Source organism: Sphingobacterium thermophilum, from assembly GCF_039541675.1.
GTDB classification, from domain to species: domain Bacteria; phylum Bacteroidota; class Bacteroidia; order Sphingobacteriales; family Sphingobacteriaceae; genus Sphingobacterium; species Sphingobacterium thermophilum.
The window spans coordinates 90,901-115,123 of record NZ_BAABGR010000004.1 but is presented as its reverse complement, the minus strand read 5'-3'; the positions used below and the strand labels follow the sequence as shown (position 1 = coordinate 115,123).

Below are 24,223 nucleotides of genomic sequence, written 5' to 3'. Positions count from 1 at the left end.
AAAATAAAGGTTAATTCGTAATCTTGTACTATGTTTTTGAACTGCAAGACTTGGTTTAGCTTCCATTACGGTACGTATGAGCCTGCCAAATTAATAGAGCACGCCTCGCAGCTAGGTGTGAAAGTGCTGGCCTTGACCAACATCAATTCTACGGCCGACTGTTGGGATTTTGTGTATAAATGTCAGAAGGAAGGAATAAAGCCTATCATCGGGACGGAAGTCCGCAATGAAGATACTTTTTGTTATGTCTTGTTGGCCAAAAATAATCGTGGCTTGATGGCTATCCATGACTTCTTGTCGACTCATAAGCAGCAGGAGATGCCCTTTCCAGCACGGCCTTCTTTTGTAGAAGAGGATGTATGGGTCATTTACCGCTATAGGGAAGAGTTGCTAGGGGAGTCCTTTGCCGCCAATGAGCTTATAGGTTTGGATATTCCTCATCTGACCTTGTTGGCTTGGCAGAAATATGTGGAGGTGTTGCCTTTTGTCATTTTGCATCCGGTGACTTATCAGGATAAGACCTATTATGCGTTGCATCGTATTTTGCGGGCAATAGCGAAAAATACGTTGCTCTCCAAGCTAGAACCACATGAGTATGCTGCTCCGGGGGAAGTGCTGATGGAAGAACGGGAACTGGTTGCGGCTTTTGCGGCATTTCCTTCCATCATTACTAGGACTATGGAGGTAGTACGTTCCTGCTCTATAGCGATGGAATTCCATACGGATAAAAATAAGAAGTGCTTTACCTCGTCGGTAGAAGATGATGTGGCATTGCTGCGCAAGCTAGCCATGGAGGGATGTGTAGCGCGGTATGGGGGCCGCAATAGGGAGGCCCGCCGTCGCGTGGAGAAAGAGCTGGAGATGATCTCCAACTTAGGGTTCACCGCTTATTTCCTCATCGTTTGGGATATATTGCGTTATGCCAACGAGCGCGGATTCTACCATGTAGGACGAGGTAGTGGAGCCAATTCCATAGTAGCGTATTGTCTCCGCATTACGGATGTGGACCCTATAAAGCTAGACCTATACTTCGAACGCTTCCTGAATCCTAATCGTGCCTCTCCTCCCGATTTTGATATAGACTTTAGTTGGCAGGACAGAGATGCTATCTTCGAGTATATTTTTATGCGGCATGGGCGTAAACATGTGGCCCTATTGGGGATGTACAATACCTTTCAGCGACGTGCCATAGTGCGTGAGTTAGGTAAGGTGTTCGGGCTGCCGAAAGAAGAAATCGACAGGCTGGCGATGCAAGCCGAGTGGACACCGGAAGATAAGATTCAAGGGTGGATTAAAAAATACGGCGAACTGTTGATTAATTTTCCCACAAATCTCAGCATACATGCCGGAGGGGTATTAATCAGCGAAAATCCGATCCATGCATATGCCGTAACGGAAAGACCACCTAAAGGGTTTGTTACCGCCCATATCGATATGTTTGAGGCTGATAGGATAGGATTGTTCAAGTTTGATATCCTCAGCCAACGAGGGCTAGGGCATATCAAAGATGCTTTGGACCTTGTTGCCAAACATCGCGGAAAACATATTGACATTCATGCTGTCGAAAAGTTTTTGGAAGATCCCCTTTTGGCAGAAAAAATCCGTAAGGCCGATACTATAGGCTGTTTTTACATCGAAAGTCCGGCAATGCGCCAGCTGTTGGGTAAGCTGAAATGTTCGGACTACCTCACTCTGGTGGCCGCAAGTTCTATCATACGTCCTGGTGTGGCCCAGTCCGGCATGATGAAGCAATATATCGAACGTTATCATGATCCCGATAAGGTGGTGTATCTGCATCCCAAGATGAGAGAATTGCTCGAAGAGACCTACGGCGTCATGGTATACCAAGAAGATGTAATCAAGGTGGCTCACCATTTCGGAGGTATATCGTTGGACGAAGCGGATATTCTGCGGCGTGCTATGAGTGGCAAATACCGTTCGGAAAATAAGTTCGGGCAGTTGAGAGATAAGTTTTTTGCCAACTGTAGGGCTTTCGGCTACGAGGAGAAGGTGATAGCAGAGGTATGGCGACAGATGGAAAGTTTCGGAGGCTATTCTTTTGCCAAAGGCCATTCGGCATCCTTCGCTGTGGAGAGCTATCAAAGTCTGTATCTCAAGACTTACTATCCTGTAGAGTTTTATGTCGCGGTAATCAACAATTTCGGGGGCTTTTACCGTACTGAATTTTATTTCCATGAGTTGCGGCGCCACGGTGGAAATATACAGCTGCCCTGCCTCAACCACAGCGACTACCTTACCGCTATCTGTGGCGATGAAGTGTATGTAGGCTTCATCCATATGCAAGGACTGGAGGACCAGCTTGCCAAACAGATTGTAGAGGAGCGCCACCGCGGCGGTCCCTATCTCAGTTTGGAAGATGTGCTGCAGCGTCTGCGACCAGCACCAGAACAGCTTAACCTGCTCATACGTATCGGTGCGTTGCGTTTCACCGGACTGGATAAGAAAACTCTGCTGTGGGAAGCCAACTTTAAGAGCAAACGTATCGCCACCAAGGTGACGGTAAGCTTGTTCGGAGAAGAGAGAGAACCTCATTTTACGTTGCCTTCTTTTGAAGAAAATCGCCTTGAAGATCTCAAGGATGAGCTGGACATCCTAGGGTTTGTGGTGGGAGACTTTTTCGAGCTGCTGGAAGAAAGACATCTGGCAGGAAGTATCACGGTCAGGGATCTGCCAGACTATCTGGGACAACAAATCAAAATCATAGGCCGCTTTGTCACCTTGAAAGAAACAAGGACGATAAAACGGGAACGTATGTGTTTCGGCACCTTCCTCGACGTGGAAGGTAACTGGCTTGATACGGTCCATTTTCCGCCCGTCTATCGGCAATATCCATTTTTGGGAACAGGATTTTACGAGATTCTTGGTACTGTAATCGAAGATTTTGGCGTGTATAGCGTGGAAGTATACAGCATGCACAAGCTGGGATATAAGTTTGGAACAAATAAATAGAAAAAAGACGATGCAATATTCTATTGTCGTACACCCCTTCACATTGATTGAAGAGATAAGAAACATCAAACAAGAGCTGAAAAGACGTATAGGGTGGTACCCTAGCGTAAATTCGCTGGCACATTTTACAATCAGCCAGTTTAAGTGTGACTCCACAACGCTACAGGAAATCCAAAAGCGTGTGAGGGACCGTATCCTCAATTGGGAAATACGGGAAATACTGCTGGACGGCTTTGGCTTCTTTGAAAATAGCAAAACGTTGTATATCAGACCAGAAAAACATTCTTGTCTGTATTTGGAACAGCTTTTTGCTGCGGTGGGGGAGCAGGTGAGAGCGGTAGTTGCCGAGGCATATATCTGCACCCATCCTCATCTGTCTATAGGTAGATCCCTCAAGCCCGAACAGATGGCTATAGCAAATAGGCTTTTTAACAACTATTCAGGAAACTTCGTATGTGAAGGCGTAATGTTCCGTGAATTTAATCCTGAAAGAAAGCAGTACGACCTAAAGGAGTTTATCCGATTTTGATAAATGGAGTACACTATTCTTCCGTGGATGTGTTTTTAGAAAGCTTTTCTTTCATCTTTTCTTCCGGAAGTACTTCACTTTCGTTGACTTCTTTATAAGAAACTGTGGTCTGAGATTCTTTTTTCTTATCCGTTTGGATATGGATATCCACTTCAATTTTCTTCTTGTTTTTAGGCATACGCACTATACCCCATTTCATGAGTAGCTCTTGCGTGGAATTGCGCTTCAAGTGTTCTTTTTCTGGTTCGCCGATGAGAAATCCAAAGGCTTCCATGGATGGGATGGCGTCGAAAATCACCTTGAGTGTAGCGATGAATGGCAATGCGATAATTAACCCGGCAAGGCCGAACAACATACCGCCGATAAGTATGCCTACGATGGCCATCAAGGGATTGATGCTTACTTTACTGCCTACGATATTGGGTGTGATAATATTCCCTTCGAGGAATTGCACGACCTGAAACCAAGCGATAACCCCTACGGCATACCAAGTACTGTCCTTTACGGCTAAAGCAAAAAGAGCCGGCAAGATGGAGCCGATAGCTATGCCGATATAGGGGAGGAGCATAAGCAGGGAGGCCAGCGTACCGAAAAACCAAGCATAGTCTATACCCATGAACATCAGCCCTACGGTGTTAAGGACCGCTACAATGCCCATCACCGTAACCAGTCCCACAAGGTAGCTTTGCACTACCTCGTAGATTTTGTTGAGTACCTCGTTCACCTTATGTTGAGGACTCGTCTTAAAGGCTTTGAAGAAAAATTCACGAAAGAAATCCCTATAGTATAGCATGAAAAAGCAGTAGAGAGGCACGAGGATGGCATTGGCCACCGTGTTGCCTACAGAGCCGAAGGTTGTTGTAAGCACACCCCCTATATTTTCCAAGGACTTATTACCCTGTTCGCGCAGCTTATCCATAACTTGGTTTCGTTCGATGCCGAAACGTTCCTGCAGCCAGCTCTGGGCCCGCTCCAATACCGATAGCACCTTGTCGGTAATCGCGGTAGCATCCTTGCCTATGATGATACTCTGATGAACAATAAACCAGACAATACCAAAAATAATCGCTATGGCTACCGTCACCGCTAGCAGGGAGGCTACAGCTTTTCCCAATCTAAGTTTTTCAAAGAAGCGAGCTAAAGGGAATAAGGATATGGCGATGAGGGTGGCAAAAAGTATAGGGATAAGTATGCTTTGCGCTACATACATCAACCCCAAAATCAACGCCAACGCCAACAAGCTGGAAGCCAACTGCAGAGAGTATGGCCTGTTCGACGGTTTTACATCCATAAAGTTAAGGTTAGTCCTAATTTATTTTTCTATTTCTCTCCCAATAATAAATATACAATAAAGACAGGAAAACGAAGAGGGCATTTCCGCAAATAATGAGAGGAATCCGTGGCAACATATCCTGATAGATATATCCAGCAAATAATGCGCCAAGTCCGATTCCTACTTCTAGGGCTATATACATCGTAGCCATGGCCCTGCCACGATGTGTAGGAAGAGATAAATCTATGGTCCAAGCGTTGAGCGCAGGAGAAAGGATGCCGTTGCCTATGCCGAAGACGGTAGCTCCTACAATAAGATAGATTATGCCTTCACCCAAACCTAGTATAAGCATGGCGACAGTTGTGATGGCCGCTCCAATACGCATCACTAGGGTGCGCCCGTGCCTGTCCGCCATCTTGCGTGTAATAAGGCGAATGCTTACAGAAGCAATGGTGTATACGGTAAAAAATAAACCTTTATTGCTGATTCCTAAATGTTCACTCCAGTCAGGAATTAAGGTGAGTATCACACCGTAGGAGCTGATGCTAAGGACCATGACTACGGCAGCAGGAAAAACACGTGGCTCGAAAATATCACGACGTGAAATGAGTAGCATGGATGTTCTGAACTTCTGAGGAGTAGGTAACGTTTCCTTCATATTGAAAACTATGATGATGGAAAGGAAAGCCAGCAGTGACGAACAATAGAACATGGTATCTAGGTTGTAGATATGGGCTAGGTATCCTCCTAGAGCAGGACCGAAAGCGCTGCCAATGCTATAGCAAAGACCATGCATGCCTAAGGCCTCCCCCCAACGCTGAGAAGGAATGATGTCTGCAATATAGGCGGAGGTAGCGGTAGGTTTGAAACCTGTAGAAAAGCCGTGAACAAGGCGCAGCAGGAAAAAGCCGGCCAAACTACTTAAAACCGGATACAGCACCCCGCATAGCACACATACCGAAGAGCCTACAGCCATCACTGGCACGCGCCCCCATTTGTCGGTAAGCTTGCCACTGAAAGGTCTGGAAATCCCCGCAGTCAGGGTAAACAGTGATATGATAAGCCCTTTATGTTCTGCACCACCAAGGGAAGATAGATAGTTCGGAAGCTCCGGAATAATCATATTGAAGCTCGCCGAAAATAATAATGTACTCAAACACAATAAGCCGAACGAAAGCGTGTAGATGCTTTGTGTATTTTCAGTATGCATAAAAAAAAGAAGTGTTTTGTCTGTTAAGCCAGCTTTTGACGGCTTAATTCCGAACAGAAGATAGTGGTAGCTACCGCTACATTTAGGGATTCCGCCTGACCGATACGCGGGATAGTCACCGCCTTGTCGATCTTGCTTATAAGGCTGGAACGTATGCCGTTGCCCTCATTCCCCATGATAATCAACCCTTCCGGACCGAAATCTGTGCTATAGATGGATTGACCTTCCAGCAATGCTCCGAAGCTTGGAATATGTATGTTGTCGATAAACTGTTCGATGTCCACATAATGGATCTTTACGCGCGACAAGGATCCCATGGTGGCTTGTACCACCTTTGGGTTGTAGGCATCTACTGTGCCTATGGAGCAGACAATATGTTCAATACCGAACCATTCTGCTGTACGGATGATAGTGCCTAAATTGCCAGGATCCTGCACGTCATCCAAGACTATACTGTGTTTTCCTTTCAACTCCTCCTCTTCTAAAGGTTTATATGGAGGAATCTCTACTATAGCCAACGCCCCTTGAGGTGTTTTTAGTGTCGTAATTTTCTTAAATTCTTGCTCGCTTATTTCCTCTAGTTTTATATTTTGAGGTATTTTGCTCAACTTTGTCGAGGCTTGGGGGGTAGCATATATTTTTTGTACCTTGTAGGAAGAATGCACAAACTCTAATACAGATTTAATTCCTTCAACGATAAAGACGTTATGTTGTATACGGAATTTTTTGTTTTGTAGTGAAGTAATTAAACTTATTTGAGCTTTCGACAACATTGAGTAAATGAATAATAAGCGTATATTTTTATTTTTTGCAAGTATAACATTTTTACTTCTATTTTTTGAATCCTGTCGTTCGGCGAAGTACCTAGATGAGGATCAGTCTTTGGTTACCAAAGTCGACATCCAAGGGGTTCCTACAGAGCTGAGAGAATCCGCTTACCAGTATATTTCGAATGAAATACGTCCCAACTCGGCTCTAAACCTTACGCTTTACAATATATTCAATACCAAAAACGGAAAGTATAAAACCGAAAAGATTCGCCAAGTGGGGGAACCTCCCCATATTCTGGATAGCTCATTGGTAGATCTTTCTGCTTTGCAGATACAGCGTTTTCTACAGACCAAAGGATATTTCAAAGCTCACGTAAGCCCTCAGATAGAGACAAACAAGAAAAAGACGCATATCCACTTCCTAGTGGAGAAAGACACCTTATTCCGTGTAGGGAATATAGAAACAGAGTTTGACAATCGGCATATAGAGCTCATATACCATACGGAGGTAGAACCTTTCTCCAAAGTAAAGACCAACGAGCCTTATGACATGGACAGACTGGTCGCGCTGCGGGAGGCATTGTATATGTCGGCCCGTGATAAAGGGTATTATGATTACCTTCGTCAGCATATGCGCGTGGCCATAGATACTACCAAGACCCGCTATTTTGCTGATTTGAAAATCCAAGTGTCTTCTTCCGACGATACCTTGCGTGTGTATAAGATTAATGATGTACGTCTTGTCATCCATACACAGGATCAGCTTGTAGGCAGTAATATACCCGCTGATACTATAGGAGAAGTCTTGTTTACAGATTATACCAATCAGTATAAGGCTAAGCCGCTCATGCGGTATATGTTTTTGAAGAAGGGAGAAAATTATAGCCTAGCAAACGAAAATATTTCCTACGACAGGTTGTACGAGACCAACGGCTTCCGTAATGTGCGTATAAACTACGAAAAGGTGGATAGCAGCAGGCTGAATGTGACGTATGAGCTTATCCCCCGCGCACTGATGTCCAACCAGATTGAAGGAGAATATACATTTAGTTCCGGGATGAGAGGCTTTAACGTAGGTAATACATTTTCTCATCGCAACATCTTTGGTGGATCCGAACTGTTGGAACTTAAAGTGCGCTATGGATTGCTTTTCGATCCGCGCTTGGCAGGATCGCTGTCTCAGAAAATCTTTAACAACGACTTTCAGGCTGGTGTAAACCTCGTCGTACCACGTATGCTGCTGCCATTCGGTTGGGGAAATGCCGGAAGATATGGTCTACCGAAGACTACCTTCTCTACAAGCCTGCAGATCTTTAATCAGGATCAAACCTATTCCAACAGATATCTTATCAATACTTTGAATTATTCGTGGTGGCAGAACCCTAATCTTCAGCATAGCTATACACCCATCGTCGTAGAATACAGAGCAGGGAAATTTGACGAGAACTTCAGGAATGAGCTGCTCGAGGAAGGCTACCAGCTCTATATCGCCTCCAACGATAGGCAGTATTTTGGTTTGGGAGCCCAATATGCCATTACGTGGAACAACAATAAATTGCAGAAGCTCGATGACTTTTCCTTTTTCCGTGGAGCCATAGATCTTAGTGGCAATACGTTGGGACTGCTGAGCAGTATTTTCAACTTTAGGAAAAATGATGACGACAGCAAGACCTTGTTTGGTGTGACCTACCTGCAGTATTTCAAAGGCGAGGTGGATTATAGATTGTACCGCTATTTGGGAGGAAATAAGCAGGTTGTGTTCCGTTTCAATGGTGGCGCTATAGTACCTTACGGCAACAATTCACGTTTGCTAATCTTTGAAAAAAGCTTCTATGCAGGAGGGATGAACGGCATGCGTGCATGGCAGGCCCGCACACTGGGACCCGGAAATTATAACAGAAGTTCGATCAGAGAAGAGTTGCGCCGTAACCTTCGAAATTTGGATCAGTTAGGAGAACTTAAACTAGAAACCAACCTTGAATATCGATTCCGTATATGGAACAATTTCTTTGGGGCGAAGCTCAATGGTGCTACTTTCCTCGATATGGGAAATATCTGGCTGCTACGGGAAAACGAGCTGAATAGAGGAGGGTTGTTTAAATTCGACAGATTCTTCTCACAAGTGGCCATCGGAACGGGGGTCGGACTACGCTTCGATATGGATTACTTTACTATACGCCTGGATACGGGACTAAAGCTTAAAGACCCACAGTTTGAAGGGAAAGACCAATGGGTCATCCAACATCTTTTTGACTTGGGGCCATTCAAAAGAGCTTACTACGATACGCATAAACCGGATCGCTACGGACTGTTTCAATTTAACTTTGGAGTGGGGATGCCTTTCTAAAGTAAGTTCTTGAGCACATGGAAAGCGCTTTCTAGGATTTGTGAGATAGAAAGTCCTTTGCTGAAAGAAAAATATCCGTAAATCAAAGCAAGGATGAGAAAAGTGCTGAGCAGTCTCTTGAAAGTGTAGGCTAGAAGTAGAATAATCGTAGGAATGATAATCAACAGCAAACCATTGATTTTGAATGGTGTTATTTTATTGTCCTTTTTATATAGAAAATAAAGTTTTCCTATCGTCTTGTCGTGATTTTTATGCTTGAAAAATACGAATGTTGATTCGGATATGGGGTGTGAAGCTACGGCAACACCATTATGGAAAGTTAAGGCCTGCTCAAATCCGTTTATCGAAAATTTGAAGGTTCCATTGATATGGTCTTGAGCTATATCCGCAGAGTCTACAGCGATGATGGCAATTTTACCGTTGGCGGTAAGATTTTCCTTCACCATAAAATTGTCAATCTTTTGGTAGTTTGTTAGCGGCAAAGGCTGTACGCTGACTGCTAAAAAGCACAAAAAAAGGACGATATAGACGTGTAATGCTTTCATATGTTATTTCCGGGACAATGATACTAAATTCTTTATGATATTGTGGAAAAATACCTTATTTTCATGGGGAAAATATTTTTGAAATGTAGTTATACTTTGTACATTTGCAAAAGACAAGAGAAAAAATAGAGAAAAAACATTAAAAATAATATGGAAAATACAGCAGTGCAGAGACAACCTAAAACAACAGATAACAACGCAAATCAAACACACTACTACGTGACTTTGACTATTGCTATTATCATCGGTTTATTTGGTGTGTTTGTTAGATTCGTTCCGGATGAGGTAAAAGCATTAAATCAATATACTTTCTTGTTTTCTACTATTGCAAATGTTGCAATTTTAGTAGCATCGTATATCGCCTTCAAAGTTGTATTTGCAATCTTAGGTTTTGGAAAGAAATAAGTGAACCTTTCTTTTGTAAGATATTTAAAAGGCAACATCCTTCAGGAGTTGCCTTTTTTTATGGATGAAACTAAAACTTTTGTTTTCTAGAGCCAATTAAAATGCTATTTTTATTCCAGTAACATATAAATATATTTACAGAATTGAGATTTGCAGCTATAGATATAGGATCCAACGCCATACGTTTGTTGATTGCCGATATTTTAAGAAAGGGCGTACAGGTACAATACTCCAAAAACACCTTGTTACGCGTGCCTTTGCGTCTAGGAGATGAAGCCTTCGTGAAAGGTGAAATCTCGGAAGCCAAATTCGAGGATATGGTGAAAACGATGCGAGCCTTCCGTGACTTGATGGATGTATATAAGGTGAGCGATTATATGGCTTGTGCCACGTCGGCCATGCGGGATGCAAAGAACGGCAAACAGATCGTGCAGGCATGCAGAGATGTAGGTGTGGATATTCAGATAATCGATGGCTCGGTGGAAGCTAAAATTATTTACAATGCATACCTAAGCGGCGTGATGGATAAAGAAAAGGTGTATCTATACGTGGATGTAGGGGGAGGAAGTACCGAAGTATCGCTATTTGCAAAAGGTGAGCTCAAAGCTTCTAAATCCTTTAACTTGGGAACCATCCGCATTCTGGATGGACAGGATACGCCGGAAATCTGGCAGGATCTCAAGGAGTGGGTGAAAACACATACTTCCGACCATGAGGAGGTATACGGCATAGGGACAGGGGGTAATATCAATAAGCTTTCGCGCTTGGTAAATAACGGCGTGGACAAAGCCTTCGGCTATAAAAAACTCCAAGGTGTGTATGAACATCTAAAGTCGTTAAGTTTGGAAGAACGTATCTTTGATCTGGGCCTGCGGTCCGACCGTGCTGATGTTATCATTCCAGCCGCTGAAATTTATCTTACCATTATGAAGGCTGGAAAATTACGTAACATCGTGACTCCCAGAGTAGGTTTGGCAGATGGCATTATCCAACAGCTTATCCGCAAAAATTATGTGGAAATTATCTCTAATTAACTCTTGATTCTATCAAAAAAAGATATAATTTTGTGCTTACAAAACATACCTAGGTGGCGAAATTGGTAGACGCACCATCTTGAGGGGGTGGCGCCCGCAAGGGCATGGCAGTTCGAATCTGCTCCTAGGTACCAAAAAAGGGAAGATTTTTCTTCCCTTTTTTGTTTCATTAAGTCCTATATAAGTTATAACCCATTTGTTTTAGCGGTAATTTCCGCTATATCGAGCACTTCGATTTCAGTTTCCTTTTCTTTTAATTTGACGCCATCACGAAGCATGGTCATACAGAAAGGACACGCTGCTGCCACCACATTGGCTTTGCTTTCGATGACGTCCTCGATACGTTCTATGTTGATATCTTTATTTCCTTTTTCCGGTTCTTTGAACATCTGTGCACCACCGGCACCACAGCAAAGGCCGTTGCTCCGACAGCGTTTAAGCTCTACTAGGTCGGCATCCAAGGTTTCCAATACCTTACGGGGAGCTTCGTATACCTCGTTGGCACGACCTAAATAGCAAGGATCGTGGTAGGTGATACGCTTTCCTTTGAATACATGACCATCGGCAGGACGCAGCTTCCCTTCGTCGATGAGAGATTGTATAAGCTGCGTGTGGTGGATGACTTCATAATTTCCTCCTAACGCAGGATACTCATTTTTCAAGGTGTTAAAACAGTGTGGACAGGCGGTGACAATCTTTTTTATCTCATAGCCATCCAACACCTGGATGTTCATCATCGCCTGCATCTGAAACAAAAATTCGTTGCCGGCACGTTTGGCAGGATCTCCCGTACAACTCTCCTCGGTGCCCAGTATAGCATACTTGATGCCTACATGGTGGAGGATTTTGCAGATATCACGTGTGATACGTTGTGCTCTTTCGTCGAAGGATCCGGCGCAGCCTACCCAGAATAGCAAGTCAGGAGTTTCACCTTTCGCTGCCAGCTCCGCTACCGTTGGGATATGTATTGTATTTTCCATAATAGTCTCAATGTTTAGAAGTTAGTCCAATTTGCTCTGTCGGCTTGTGCATATTTCCATGGAGCGCCATTGTTTTCCATATTTGAAAGCATGTTGTTGATGCTCTGCGGTGCCTGTGACTCTTCCATGACTACATACTGACGTAAGCCCATGATAATTTCCAAAGGATTAATATTTACAGGACATTGTTCTACGCAGGCATTACAGCTGGTACATGCCCATATTTCTTCTCTACTGATATAGTCGTCTAATAGCGATTTGCCGTCGTCGACGAAAGTTTTATTCTTATCGATGTTGCGGCCTATCTCTTCGATACGGTCTCTGGTATCCATCATGATTTTGCGAGGGGAGAGGAGCTTTCCCGTGATGTTTGCCGGACAGGAAGCCGTACAGCGTCCACATTCGGTACAGGTGTATGCGTCCAAAAGGTTTTTCCACGTCAGGTCGGTGACATCCTTGACGCCAAAGCGAGCCACTTCCCCACTAGGAGGAGGTATCGTAGGATCCAAGATGGACTTTACCTCTGCCGTCACGGAATCCAAGTTGTTAAATTTACCCTTAGGCTCCAAGTTGGAAAAGTAGGTATTTGGAAAAGCTAGGATGATATGCAGATGCTTCGATATAGGAAGATAGTTTAGGAATGCCAATACACCGATGATGTGGAACCACCAGCATCCCCTCTCTATAGCTATCAACGCATTAGCATGGTCAGGAAGGAGAGCAGTAAGCCATTGGCTAATAGGAAAGCTCCCCGCCGTATGATAAGCAGCAACATGCATCTGCTGCATCTTAAAATCTGCTGCATTCATGAATAGGAATGCCGTCATTAACAGTATTTCTGTGATAAGAATATAGTTGGCATCCGATTTTGGCCAATTGTTGAGTTCAGGCTGATTGAGACGCTTTATTTTGATGATATTTCTGCGAATAAGAAATATCACACAGGAAATAAGTACCAAGATGGCTAATATTTCAAAAGCACCTATCAGAAAATCGTAAAACCCGCCTAAAAAGGATAATACGCGGTGTGTGCCGAAGACACCATCAATGACTATTTCCAGCATTTCTATGTTTATGATAATAAATCCTACATAGACACATAAATGTAGGAAGGCGGCGATAGGTCTTTTAAACATCTTTTTTTGTCCCAAAGCCACCAGAATCATTGTCTTCCAACGCAAAGAAGGATTGTCCGAGCGGTTAAGTTCTTTGCCCAGCTTGATATTGCGATAAATTTTCTGTGCATTTCTGGCGAAAAGAAATACAGCACCAACTAATAGTAAAGTAAATAATAGTTGACTTATCATAATTTGGATTTATAGGTTTATGTACAAATATAAAAAAGAAGTTAATATTATGCATGCATAACAATTATTTAGAAGGATTACAAATAAAAAAGGGGTAACCATTTTAGTTACCCCTTTTTATGGAATAGGTATATATTTTTTCTATTCTTTGATTCCTAATTTAGCTTTTACTGCTGCGGAGATATCTTCTCCACCGGCGTGATAAATCACAGCACCGGCACCTAAGTCCAATACATAAGCCAAACCTTTTTCTTTGGCTACAGAGTTGATGGCATTCATCATTTTAGTTTGGATAGGGGCCATTAATTCTTGTTGTTTTTTTGCGATAGTTTCTTGCGCTACTTTTTGAACATCTTGAATGCGTTGTTGCATTTGTTGATATTCTTTTTGAAGTGAGTCAAGTTTAGTTTGAGTTTGAACTTTATTTGCTTCACTTTGGTTTCTCAACAATTCTTCCGCCTCTTTTTCTTTCTTTTGAAGCTCTGTAATCATAGCTTCGATTTCTTTTTGTTTTTCCTCACTTAGGGCTTTTAATTGCTCAGTAGCTGTCTTGAATTCCGGAGTTAATTGGAATACTTCATCAGCGTTGATATGTCCGATTTTTTGTTGAGCATTCGCCACGTTAGTAGCAAAAAATAATCCTAATACTACAACCGCTCCTTTTAATAAATTTGTCATTCTTTTCATGTTGATCGTGATAATTACAAATGTAATTTTTTAATTCTATTTTTCTTATGTCTGTAAATTAGTGTTTAATTACTGATTTTGTTGCAACAAAGCCGGATTTGGTTTGTATCCCAAACGGGTGATAATGTCGTTGCTTTTGTCCAAAGCCGGATTGGCATAAAGGAAGGCCATTTCACCGCCTTTGTCTACGATGAAGTCGAAACCTTGGGCTTTGGCGAATGCTTCAATAGCTTTAGCGACTCTATCTTGAATAGGTTGGAAAAGTCTTGTTCTTTCTTTTTCCAATTCTCCTCCGAAACCGAAGCGCTGACGTTGAAGCTCTTTAACCTGTTTTTCTTTATTTACGATTTCATCTTCTCTGCGGCGACGTAAGTCCTCACTCAAAAGAGCATGATCATTCTGGTAGGCTCTGTAAAGTTTTTCAATTTCGTCATACTGACGGTCTATATCATCTTGCCATTTTTTCGCTAGGTCATCCAATTGCTTTTGTGCGGCAGAATATTCCGGAATATGTCGGATGATATATTCAGAGTCAACATAGGCAATACGCTGTGCAAAGGTAACACCGATGCTGAGAGTAAGGAATGCTAAGATTGCCAAAAACTTTTTCATATAGCTATATATTTTTTTCTGTTATGTAGGACAGCAATAATAATAAAAAGTTTAATTATTAGAAACCACCCATACTTTGAATTATACTGAATGTAAAGCTTTGTTTCCACGCGTCGGTACGCATTCCCGGAATAGGGTCGAATGCATGACCGTAGTCAATACCCAACATACCAAAGATTGGCAGGAAGATACGGGCACCAACACCTGCCGAACGACGCATCTTAAATGGATTTACTTCCGAGAATTTGTTCCACGTATTACCCGCTTCGGCAAAGGCCAAGGCGAATACGGTGGCTTGGTCATTCAACATGATAGGGTGGCGCAATTCTATTTGGTATTTAGCATAGATAGGGCTACCTGAGTTGATGGCAATGTTCTGCATTCCGTTACCGGTAGATTGCGGGATGATAACACCATTGGCGTAGCCACGCATAGCTATGATTTCCGATCCCTGAAGGAAGTCAAAACCTTGCATACCGTCGCCTCCTAGCTTGAAGCGTTCGAACGTAGAGGTTTCCGTGCGATCGTTATATTTACCTAAGTATCCGAACTGTGCCTGTGTCTTCAGGATCAGCTTACCTACGATCTTGGTGTACCATTGCGAGTCAAACTTCCACTTATGATACTCTGTCCATTTGTAACGTACGTTGTCCGGATCGTTTTTGTAGTCGATATTGTTCCATGACGAATAAGGTGGTGTTACCGATACCGACAGGCGGATATGAGATCCGGAAGTAGGGTAGATCGGCGCATCTACGGAGTTGCGGCTTATCTCTTGGGTGAAGTTGATGTTGTATGCTGTACCGTTAGAGAATAAGAAGTAATCTCCGAAGTTTTGTAATTTATAACGTTGGAACGATAGAGCACTGCTGATCTGGAAGTAATTGTCCGGCCATTGCAGACGCTTACCCAAAGAGGCGGTAACCCCTGACATCCAGATACGTTGCAACTGGCTGTCCGAGATGATCTGTCTTCCTGTGTAATAGTCGAAGCCTCCGTACGAAGAGCTTGACGTATAAGCACTCAAACCAAAATATATAGGTTTCTTACCGCCGAGCCATGGTTCAGAGAAAGAGAAGCTGTACGACTGGTAGCGTTTTCCTGAGGTCTGGCCACGGATGCTCAACTTCTGTCCGTCACCTCGAGGAAGAGGCTTCCACGCTTCCTTCTTGAAGAAATTGCTTGTCGAGAAGTTGTTGAACGTCAAACCTAGCGTACCGATTATCTGTCCGGCGCCGTAACCTCCCGACAACTCGACTTGGTCGGAAGGCTTTTCCACAACATTGAAAACAATGTCAGTAGTTCCTTCGTCATGATTCATCGTCGAGGTAGGGATATCCGGTGTGATTTTTTGTTCGTCAAACATGCCTAGCTGCGAGATCTCGCGGATACTACGCATGATGAGCTCACGTGAATATTTTTGGCCCGGCTTGATGTAAATTGAACGCAACACCACGCGGTCGTTTGTCACATCGTTACCCTTCACGATAACGTTGTTGATGGTATATTGCTTTCCTTCGCTTACCTGAATTTCCAAGTCTATAGTATCGTTATAGATTCGCTTGATCACAGGATTGATACTGAAGGTTAGATATCCATCATTCTGATAGATAGCACTGATATCGTCGCCGTTACGTGTAGGTCCCATCAGCTTGGTATGGATTTTCTCTTCAGAATAAACACTTCCTTTTTCGATACCAAGGATGATGTTCAATACCGAATCCGTAAACTTGGTATTACCGGTCCATTCGATATTTCCAACATAATATCGAGGGCCTTCATAAATTTCTATGTCTATGGCAACTTCATTGTTGTCGTAGCGGTATACCGAGTCGCGTATAATCTGAGCGTCGCGGTAACCTTTGTCCTGCAATTTGGCGATAAGTTTTTCTTTAGCTTCTTTGTATTTTTCGTCCTTGAATTTTCCGGGACCGAAAATACGTGTCCATTTGCGTGGTCTGATTCCTTTGAGGTATCGTTTGAGCTCTCTGCTTGAGAATTCTTTGTTACCCGAGAAGTTGACGCTGTTAACTTTGATTTTTTTGTTTTTCTGTACGTCAACTTGGACGATTTCGTTGTTTGCTTGTGAAGAATCTTTTAAAGTTTTAATCTTAATATCCGGATACAGGTAGGACTTTTCTCTCAAAAATTTCGTGATTGTGTTACGGGTAGATTGTAATAGGTTATCGTTTACTATTCTACCTGTATTAGCATTTAGCCTTTTTTGGATCTCTTCGGTTTGGGATTTGCTGAGTCCATTGATGTCGATACGGGTAAGGCGTGGCCTTTCCTTTACGCGGATTTCGAAGAAGATATTTTCTCCCTGAATGCGTGTTGCCCATAGCTGAACATCTTCGAAGAGGTTCTGTGCCATCAAGTCTTTGATGACATTGGAGGTAGCTTCACTTGGTACTTCAATATATTGTCCTACGGTAAGTTTAGAAATAGTAAGCAAAACATCCGTATCCAAGTATTGGGTACCTGTTATGGTCACCCCTGCGATGACATAATCTTTGGGTTGCAAATAACTGAACTCGTCCGGATCTGTCAAGTTGATCGGCCCATTTACTTGCGCAAAAGTTGTTGAAGTCTTAACCAGTATAAATGCTAAAATCAGTATGTATAGTCGCTTCATTTATTTCTAATTATGGATGCTAAAGTACATCAAAGTCTTGTTAATTTTTGTTAAAAGATAAATTATTGAAAACCTGCTGTTTTTTACAGGCTATAGTTGTTCGCTAATCTTTCCAAATCTACGTTCTCTTTGTTGATAGTCCAAGATTGCTTCAAAGAGGTCTTGGCGTGTGAAGTCCGGCCATAATTTCGGTGTGAACCACAGCTCGGTGTAGGCCAGCTGCCATAGTAGGAAGTTGCTTATTCGGTATTCGCCGCTGGTACGTATCATCAAGTCTGGGTCAGGTGTGCCGGCAGTCTGCAGGTTGTCTGCAAACATCTTTTCGTCGATGTCTTCTACAGCAATTTCCCCTTTGGCGACCTGTGTGGCAAGCTTTTTGGTTGTCTCGATGATTTCGTTGCGAGAGCCATAGCTCAATGCCAGTGTCAACACGCAAGTGGTGTTATGCTGGGTAAGCTCTATCACGTTGGCCAACGTTTTTTGACAGTCTTGCGGCAGGTGGGACAATGTTCCTATAGCTTTCAGCCGCACTCCATTTTCTTGGAATGTGGGAAGTTCCTTGTTTAGAGAGTTGATCAGTAATTCCATCAGAGCTTTTACTTCCGCTTTGGGTCTATTCCAATTTTCGGAAGAGAAGGCGTAGAGGGTGAGGTGCTTAACGCCTATTTCTATGGCTCCTTCCAGCACTTCACGTACTGCTGTCACTCCGTTTTTGTGTCCAAAAACTCTTAACTTTCCTAATCCTTTTGCCCATCTGCCATTGCCATCCATTATAATAGCGACATGTTGAGGCAGTTTTGATCTATCTATCTTACTCTTAACACTCATTCTGTTATTATTTTCTCCAACTGAAACAGTCGGTACTAAGTATGCTATATGTAAGGGTAATCCCTATAGTCATATAGCCGTCTTTTGTTTTGCCATCCCCTCGGGCCAATCCCGCATTTGTAAACAGATTGCCGGAGGGATCTGCCAAATATTCCCAGTCTTCTATTCCAAATTTACGTGTTACATCACCATCTTTTATCTCTACGTTTGGAACCCTCAGATATTGTGGTATCGAGGTAGCATAATATTTACTCACATTGTCCAGATTATCGGTGAATGCCAGACGATAGGAAATTTCTGCTCCTATAGCCCAGCTGTTTTTTAAATTATGCTTTATACCCACTCCGAACGGTAACAGCATATTCCATGTGGAATATATCGTCGGATTGCTTATTTCATCATATTCGAGCCGCAAAGGGTTGAGCCGTACTCTTTGTCCGCCATAGCGAACATAAGGATCATGGTTCAAAATCCCAATACCGGCAAATATATATGGCGTAAAATTAGGTGTTTGCTGTCTCTTTTTATTAAAAATTGTATAAAAGTTGAATTCTCCCATCAGTGAGAACTCCGTAATCCTGTTTTGGAAACTCAAATTCCTAGTATTTTGCAACTCGTTGTTAAAGTCTCTATCCTGTCCTTGAAGATGCAGGTAGTTGACACTCAGACGTGCCCCCCAAGTAGGACTGAAGTTATATTTGCTGAATATTCCTCCTCCTAAGCTTTTGATATAGAGTGTGTTTTGTGGGTTTATGTCTCCCATGTATCCTGTTCCCATACCGGCAATACCTACCTCGTATCGTTGGGCATAGCAATGCCACGACAGTAAGGTTATACAGGTTAGTATGAGAAATCTAACGTTTCGCAATGCCGGTCCAATTTGATTGTAAAGATAAAATTTTATGGAATATCTGTAACGAGGAACTACACAAAACTATATCAATAGTTTCTCACATCTATTCCCCACAGTAGCTTTTCGCGTAATATACCGAAATAACTGTCATCTTTAAGCTGTATAAGGTTGATTTCGAAAGGAGCCTTGCATATGGTCAGCTGAACATCAGTGGACAAGGTTTCGCTTTTGGAGTCACAGCTGAGGATAAATTTTTCTGTACGGCTTTCGATTTTTAGGGAAAGCTGCATGTCGGAAGAGACAACGATAGGACGGACGTTGAGGTTATGCGGAGAGATAGGGGTGATAACAAAGTTGTCACTACCCGGCATGATGATAGGTCCGCCGCAACTCAGCGAGTAGGCGGTGGAGCCTGTAGGTGTGGCGATAATAAGCCCGTCTGCCCAATAGGAGTTGAGCAGCTCTCCATTGATGTGGGCTTCGACCGTAATCATGGAAGAAGAGTCGTAACGGAAGACGGTGATGTCATTCAGGGCGAAGTTTTCGCTGTCGAAAAGTGTCTTCTGTGGGCTTTCCACACAGAGTAGCTTTCTTTTCTGTATACTGAACTCGCCCTGCATAATCTTTTGCAGAGCTTCCTGTATGCGGTCCTTGGGGATATTGGCCAAGAAACCTAGACGACCGAAGTTGATACCCGCCACCGGAATTCCTGAGTCGCGGATGATGGATACAGCAGCCAGCATGGTGCCATCACCCCCAAGACATAGCAGGAAGTCTATATCTCTTGGCAAGTCTTTGTTATTGCTGAAGGTCGCCAAGCCTGAAGGACATTGTACGGTATCTTGCAGATAGGCATAGAAGTCCCGATGTACGATGACGTCAATAGATTGATTATGTAAGTAATCAAATAGATTTTCTATGTAAGGCGTAACAGAAGAGCTAAAGACTCTTCCGAAGATGGCGATTTTACGATGTTGCATTCCAGCAATATTTTGATATCCTATTACAAAGGTGCGAAGATTTGATTATAAATCTAAATAATTCATCAAAAGGTCGTATCTTTCTTGTAAATCAGATTGGGAACCACCATCACGAAATGTAGCCTTTACAACATAGTCGTTGCGCCACAACGAAGAAATAACACTTGAAATATTGGTTTTATTGACTTTTATTGTCATTTCCAGCTTGGAACTGTCCGGAATCTGATGTACGGCCGTGCTGAGGATGCTCACGTTTTCGGATTCTATGATTCGCGCGACATGAGATAAAGCATTATCGCGTATACCTAGTTCCAGCACAATGATAGCGCCCTCTTCGTTACCGAACAAGGTATTTATCGCTTCAATAAGTTTCTGTTTGGTCAGCACGCCAAGATACTCGTGGTTTTTGTTGAGAATAGGAAGGAAGCAGTATCCATAGGCTGCCATGTTATGCAGAGCATCGTATATATGCTGATAGTCGAACAGGAAGATAGGTTTATAAAGCATAGGAACATTGTCCAACGGGAGGGAAGAGTCCATCTGATCGAGGAGCTCTTCTTCGGTCACAATACCATAAAAAACGCGATCCTTCACGACAGCAAGCTGGTGAAGGTAATATTCGCTCATTTTCTGTAGGGCAAAATCTATAGTGTCCGATGGTAAAACCTCGTGATATTCAGTAGATATGTATTGTCCTATGAACATTTTCACTCCTCTTCTTTAAGAACCAACCCTCGAATAGAATATAAATAAATATTCGAAAAAAATATGCAAAAAACAAGCTTAAATGAATAATATTTGCAAAATTTATCTGAATTCGTGCAATATTTTTTATTTTTACACGGATAGTCTTGTCAACACTTTCGACAGGCTAGTCTTAATTATATGGTGGAAGGCACAAAGAAGTTTATTCAGGTTAGAGAGGTTATCCGCAAGAAAAGTCCCAAGCTGGCTAAATGGATTCCGGGGCCTCTACTTAAATACTTAGAGCGCACTATACATGAAGATGAAATCAACGACATCATGTATAGGTACAGGGATTTGAAAGGCTTAGATTTTGTTGATGCTTTAATCAAACATTTAGGTGTAGATGTTGTATTAGAAGGAGAGGAAAATATCCCTAAAGAAGACAGTGTAATCTTTGCGTCTAATCATCCTCTTGGCGGGATGGATGGTATCGCCTTTATGCAGGCAATAGGTAGAGTACGTAAAGATGTCAAATTCCTAGTAAATGATATTCTGATGAATGTGGTTAACTTGGAGCCGCTGTTTGTCGGAGTCAACAAAGTAGGAGGGCAGAATAAGAGTGTAGCTTCCGCCGTAGAAGAAGCTTACGCTGCCGATCAGGCACTGCTGGTCTTTCCGGCAGGACTGGTGTCCCGCAAGATCAATGGGCAGATCGTGGACTTGGAATGGAAAAAAAGTTTTATCTCCAAAGCAAAAAAATATAAAAAAGACATTATCCCTGTTTATATTGAAGGGAAGAATTCTAACTTTTTCTATAACTTATCCAATTGGAGAAATAAGCTAGGAATAAAGTTCAATATCGAGATGTTGTATCTTGTAGATGAGTTTTTCTCACAGCGTAACCAGCGCGTTACCATTCGCGTGGGAAAACGCATCCCTTATACGATGTTTGATAACTCAAGAAATGAAAAACAATGGGCTGCCGAAGTGAAGCAGTTGGTGTACGGATTGAAGACGCAGAAATAATTTTATGGAAGAAATAATACCTCCAGTAGAGAGAGAACTGATTAAGGCAGAGTTGACCAAAGAAGCATTCTTACGTTATACTAACAACGGTAATAACGAGGTGTATTTGGTTAATTATCATACGGCGCCAAATATTATGCGTGAGATAGGTCGTCTGCGTGAAATCACATTTAGGGCTGCAGGTGGCGGCACAGGATTAGCATTGGATATCGACGAAAACGATACTTGTGAACATAATTACGATCAGCTTATTGCATGGAATCCTGAGGATGAAGAAATCATTGCTGGCTATCGTATTATCCGTTGTGATGAAGCCATAGACAAAGACGGGAACATACATCTTTCCACATCGCATTATTTTGACTTTTCCGATGAGTTTAACAGAGATTATCTACCTTATACCATAGAGTTGGGTAGATCGTGGGTACAACCGCGCTATCAACCTTCTGTGGACAACCGTAAAGGGTTGTTTTCCTTGGACAATCTTTGGGATGGTTTGGGAGCATTGGTAGTAATCAACTCGGATATCAAGTATTTGTTTGGAAAGGTGACCATGTATCCTCACTTTAGTGCGGAAGCAAGGGATTTATTGATGTATTTCATGGAATGTTATTTCCCTGATCGCAAAAATTTGGTGAAACCTAAGAAGCATCTGGAAATAGGCTATAAAACAGATATTTCTAAATACAAGGGTATTTTTGATGGACTACCGTATAAAGAAGGATATAAAATCCTTAACAGGCATGTTCGCGACTTAGGAGAGAATATTCCTCCCCTTATCAATACCTATATGAATCTGTCGCCTACGATGATGACTTTCGGTACAGCGCTGAACGATGAGTTTGGTGAGGTGGAAGAAACGGGTATTTTGATTACGTTGGAGGATATTTATCTTCCTAAGAAGGAACGTCATATTGCGACCTATGAGAGGGATCGTGTGTATGTAGAGAAATAAATTCCACCAATTATAAGAGTTATAATAAAAGAGGCTTTTGATCTGTATGTGTATGATAAAAAGCCTCTTTAGTTTATGTTATGAGGGCCGCTTTTCAGTAAGGAAATAGCTTTGGACAAGTTGTCCGTCAACAAAGAAGGGGATACTACCTCATGTTGTTCTGCTAGCAGATCGGCCGTGAAGCCGTGGATGTAGCATCCTGCCACTGCCGCCTCTTCAGGCTTTAACCCTCTCGCTAATAGCGCTGTAATGCATCCTGTCAGTACATCTCCCATACCGCCCTGCGCCATAGCGGGATTGCCGGTAGAATTTATAAACACTTTTCCCTGCGGTGTGCAGATAAAGGTATATTGATTCTTCAAGACAATGACTATTCCATTTTCTTGAGCAAAGGATTTGGCGGATTGTAGACGTTCATACCAGGTTTTATGTTTACCAAAGAGGCGGTCAAACTCATTCATGTGAGGCGTTATCACCAGATGGGGGTGTCCGCTTAGGTCTTCCTTGCTCAACACATTCAATGCGTCGGCGTCCAACACCAAAGGGTTCTTTAGCTTCAACAAACGTAGAACATGTTCGCGTGAGGTTTCTGAAATTCCTAAACCGGGACCTATTGCTATGGCCGAAAACTTATCGAAATTCAAGTCGTTTAGTCTCCCGATATCTGCTGTCATCAACTCTGGCAGAAAGACATTGGCAAAAGGAAAGAATTCGGCGTCTGTCAACAGTGTTGTCCGTCCTGCCCCCATTTTTACTGCCGCTTTGGAGGCGAGAAGACTGGCACCACGCATGGTCTTGGTACCGGAATACACCAACACATGTCCATAACTTCCTTTATGGGAGAATTTCTTCCGGCAAGGTAACAGCGCTGTAACGTACCCTTTATCAATCCAAAAATAATCGGAAGGAATAGACTGCAGATAGTCTTCACATAGTCCTATAGAGACAGTTTTGAAATCGTCTGTCACCTTGTGCGATTCGGGGAGTGTAAAAAAGAGTTTTGGTCGTTGGAAGCATATCGTCAGATGGGCATGTATGCCGTCGTAACTTTCAATGTCGAAAGTGTCGGCAGGACAGCCTGAAGGTACATCCACCGAAACGATGAAGTTGCTACTCTCATTGATATGTCGGAAAACAGCCGCGAAGAAGCTGTCTAATGCTCTATTAAATCCGGAGCCCAATACGGCGTCTACGACAACATCAAAGGTTGATGGAAGATCATGCAATGAATAGCAATAGACAATAGGGATGTTTAATGTTTGAAGTTTTTCGAGGTTTATGGAAAAATCTTTGGATGCCGAGTTGAATTTTTCTAAAATATAAACTTTGATATGTTTGTACCCTTTCTCATGTAATAGTCGCGCTATGGCTAGTCCGTCACCGCCATTATTACCTTTTCCTGCAACAATGGATATCTCTTTGTCAGAGAGGCTGTACTTAATAAATAACTCTACAAAAGCCTTCGCCGCCTGCTCCATTAATTCGACGGACTCTATATTTAGGTGCTGACAGGTATAGGTGTCAGCTTGGCGCATTTGTTGGTTGGTGATGAGATTGAGCATATTTTTTATAGCCAATTTAATAAAGATG

The 24,223-nt window shown here is 42.7% G+C and carries 21 protein-coding genes and 1 tRNA gene; 8 read left to right on the top strand and 14 right to left on the bottom strand.

Translation table 11 applies throughout. The annotated features are described in order from the left end of the window. Nucleotides 1-30: 30 nt before the first annotated feature. Together ABD873_RS01905 and ABD873_RS01900 are read left to right on the top strand one after the other, a co-directional pair. Nucleotides 31-2,970, top strand: coding sequence for a DNA polymerase III subunit alpha (locus ABD873_RS01905; RefSeq protein WP_345063894.1), 2,940 nt, complete (start codon nt 31-33; stop codon nt 2,968-2,970). 10 nt (nt 2,971-2,980) lie between these two features. Beyond that, on the top strand, nt 2,981-3,499 hold the full coding sequence (locus ABD873_RS01900; protein ID WP_082021823.1) for a 2'-5' RNA ligase family protein: 519 nt from the start codon (nt 2,981-2,983) through the stop codon (nt 3,497-3,499). Nucleotides 3,500-3,512: 13 nt separating this feature from the next. Here the strand turns inward: ABD873_RS01900 and ABD873_RS01895 are convergent, their stop codons facing one another. The 3 genes from ABD873_RS01895 to ABD873_RS01885 are packed head-to-tail and all read right to left on the bottom strand — an operon-like array spanning nt 3,513 to nt 6,755. After that, nucleotides 3,513-4,790 (bottom strand): AI-2E family transporter, encoded by a 1,278-nt coding sequence (locus tag ABD873_RS01895; protein WP_345063891.1) that lies wholly within the window; start codon nt 4,788-4,790, stop codon nt 3,513-3,515. A 16-nt stretch (nt 4,791-4,806) separates the two neighbouring features. After that, complete coding sequence (locus tag ABD873_RS01890; RefSeq protein WP_039053369.1) at nt 4,807-5,982, bottom strand: MFS transporter; 1,176 nt, start codon at nt 5,980-5,982, stop codon at nt 4,807-4,809. A 23-nt stretch (nt 5,983-6,005) separates the two neighbouring features. Further along, nucleotides 6,006-6,755, bottom strand: coding sequence for a TrmH family RNA methyltransferase (locus ABD873_RS01885; protein WP_345063886.1), 750 nt, complete (start codon nt 6,753-6,755; stop codon nt 6,006-6,008). Between the two features lie 7 nt (nt 6,756-6,762). On the opposite strand from ABD873_RS01885, the gene tamL reads away from it, so the two are divergent. Beyond that, a complete protein-coding gene (gene tamL, locus ABD873_RS01880) occupies nt 6,763-9,099 on the top strand; it encodes a translocation and assembly module lipoprotein TamL (protein ID WP_486387641.1) in 2,337 nt (778 codons plus the stop codon). Here tamL and ABD873_RS01875 read toward each other — a convergent pair. Further along, nucleotides 9,096-9,644 (bottom strand): hypothetical protein, encoded by a 549-nt coding sequence (locus ABD873_RS01875; protein ID WP_345063880.1) that lies wholly within the window; start codon nt 9,642-9,644, stop codon nt 9,096-9,098. The two genes, tamL and ABD873_RS01875, sit on opposite strands and share 4 nt — an antisense overlap. A gap of 150 nt (nt 9,645-9,794) precedes the next feature. Here ABD873_RS01875 and ABD873_RS01870 point away from each other — a divergent pair, with 150 nt between their 5' ends. From ABD873_RS01870 to ABD873_RS01860, 3 genes are all read left to right on the top strand, one after another. After that, entirely contained in the window at nt 9,795-10,049 is a 255-nt protein-coding gene (locus ABD873_RS01870; protein ID WP_345063877.1) for a hypothetical protein, read from the top strand. Between the two features lie 143 nt (nt 10,050-10,192). After that, nucleotides 10,193-11,083 carry a Ppx/GppA phosphatase family protein gene (locus ABD873_RS01865; RefSeq protein WP_039053373.1) on the top strand — a complete coding sequence of 297 codons (891 nt, stop codon included), beginning with the start codon at nt 10,193-10,195 and terminating at the stop codon, nt 11,081-11,083. A gap of 47 nt (nt 11,084-11,130) precedes the next feature. Next, nucleotides 11,131-11,217: transfer RNA gene (locus ABD873_RS01860), tRNA-Leu, on the top strand. Between the two features lie 51 nt (nt 11,218-11,268). Here ABD873_RS01860 and ABD873_RS01855 read toward each other — a convergent pair. The 9 genes from ABD873_RS01855 to ABD873_RS01815 form a co-directional block, all read right to left on the bottom strand. Then, nucleotides 11,269-12,063, bottom strand: coding sequence for a (Fe-S)-binding protein (locus tag ABD873_RS01855; protein WP_345063873.1), 795 nt, complete (start codon nt 12,061-12,063; stop codon nt 11,269-11,271). 14 nt (nt 12,064-12,077) lie between these two features. Continuing rightward, nucleotides 12,078-13,370, bottom strand: a complete 1,293-nt coding sequence (locus ABD873_RS01850) for a 4Fe-4S dicluster domain-containing protein (RefSeq protein WP_039054493.1) — start codon at nt 13,368-13,370, stop codon at nt 12,078-12,080. Nucleotides 13,371-13,511: 141 nt separating this feature from the next. Beyond that, nucleotides 13,512-14,057, bottom strand: coding sequence for an OmpH/Skp family outer membrane protein (locus tag ABD873_RS01845; RefSeq protein ID WP_345063870.1), 546 nt, complete (start codon nt 14,055-14,057; stop codon nt 13,512-13,514). Between the two features lie 69 nt (nt 14,058-14,126). Then, nucleotides 14,127-14,669: an OmpH/Skp family outer membrane protein gene (locus ABD873_RS01840; RefSeq protein WP_345063866.1), complete on the bottom strand. Its 543-nt coding sequence runs from the start codon at nt 14,667-14,669 to the stop codon at nt 14,127-14,129. A 58-nt stretch (nt 14,670-14,727) separates the two neighbouring features. Further along, on the bottom strand, nt 14,728-17,304 hold the full coding sequence (bamA, locus tag ABD873_RS01835; protein WP_345063864.1) for an outer membrane protein assembly factor BamA: 2,577 nt from the start codon (nt 17,302-17,304) through the stop codon (nt 14,728-14,730). 90 nt (nt 17,305-17,394) lie between these two features. Then, entirely contained in the window at nt 17,395-18,132 is a 738-nt protein-coding gene (uppS, locus tag ABD873_RS01830; RefSeq protein ID WP_345063861.1) for an undecaprenyl pyrophosphate synthase, read from the bottom strand. Nucleotides 18,133-18,139: 7 nt separating this feature from the next. Further along, nucleotides 18,140-19,000, bottom strand: a complete 861-nt coding sequence (gene porG / locus ABD873_RS01825; protein WP_345063858.1) for a type IX secretion system protein PorG — start codon at nt 18,998-19,000, stop codon at nt 18,140-18,142. Nucleotides 19,001-19,071: 71 nt separating this feature from the next. Next, nucleotides 19,072-19,965, bottom strand: coding sequence for an NAD kinase (locus tag ABD873_RS01820; RefSeq protein ID WP_345063855.1), 894 nt, complete (start codon nt 19,963-19,965; stop codon nt 19,072-19,074). A gap of 45 nt (nt 19,966-20,010) precedes the next feature. Beyond that, nucleotides 20,011-20,670 carry a CBS domain-containing protein gene (locus ABD873_RS01815; protein WP_039054503.1) on the bottom strand — a complete coding sequence of 220 codons (660 nt, stop codon included), beginning with the start codon at nt 20,668-20,670 and terminating at the stop codon, nt 20,011-20,013. 180 nt (nt 20,671-20,850) lie between these two features. On the opposite strand from ABD873_RS01815, the gene glsA reads away from it, so the two are divergent. Beyond that, nucleotides 20,851-21,678 carry a lyso-glycine lipid O-acyltransferase GlsA gene (gene glsA, locus ABD873_RS01810; RefSeq protein WP_345063853.1) on the top strand — a complete coding sequence of 276 codons (828 nt, stop codon included), beginning with the start codon at nt 20,851-20,853 and terminating at the stop codon, nt 21,676-21,678. Nucleotides 21,679-21,682: 4 nt separating this feature from the next. Then, nucleotides 21,683-22,633, top strand: a complete 951-nt coding sequence (glsB, locus tag ABD873_RS01805) for a glycine N(alpha)-acyltransferase GlsB (protein ID WP_345063851.1) — start codon at nt 21,683-21,685, stop codon at nt 22,631-22,633. A 68-nt stretch (nt 22,634-22,701) separates the two neighbouring features. On the opposite strand, the gene ABD873_RS01800 is transcribed toward glsB, so the two are convergent. Then, nucleotides 22,702-24,195: an NAD(P)H-hydrate dehydratase gene (locus ABD873_RS01800; protein ID WP_345063848.1), complete on the bottom strand. Its 1,494-nt coding sequence runs from the start codon at nt 24,193-24,195 to the stop codon at nt 22,702-22,704. Between the last annotated feature and the right edge of the window lie 28 nt (nt 24,196-24,223).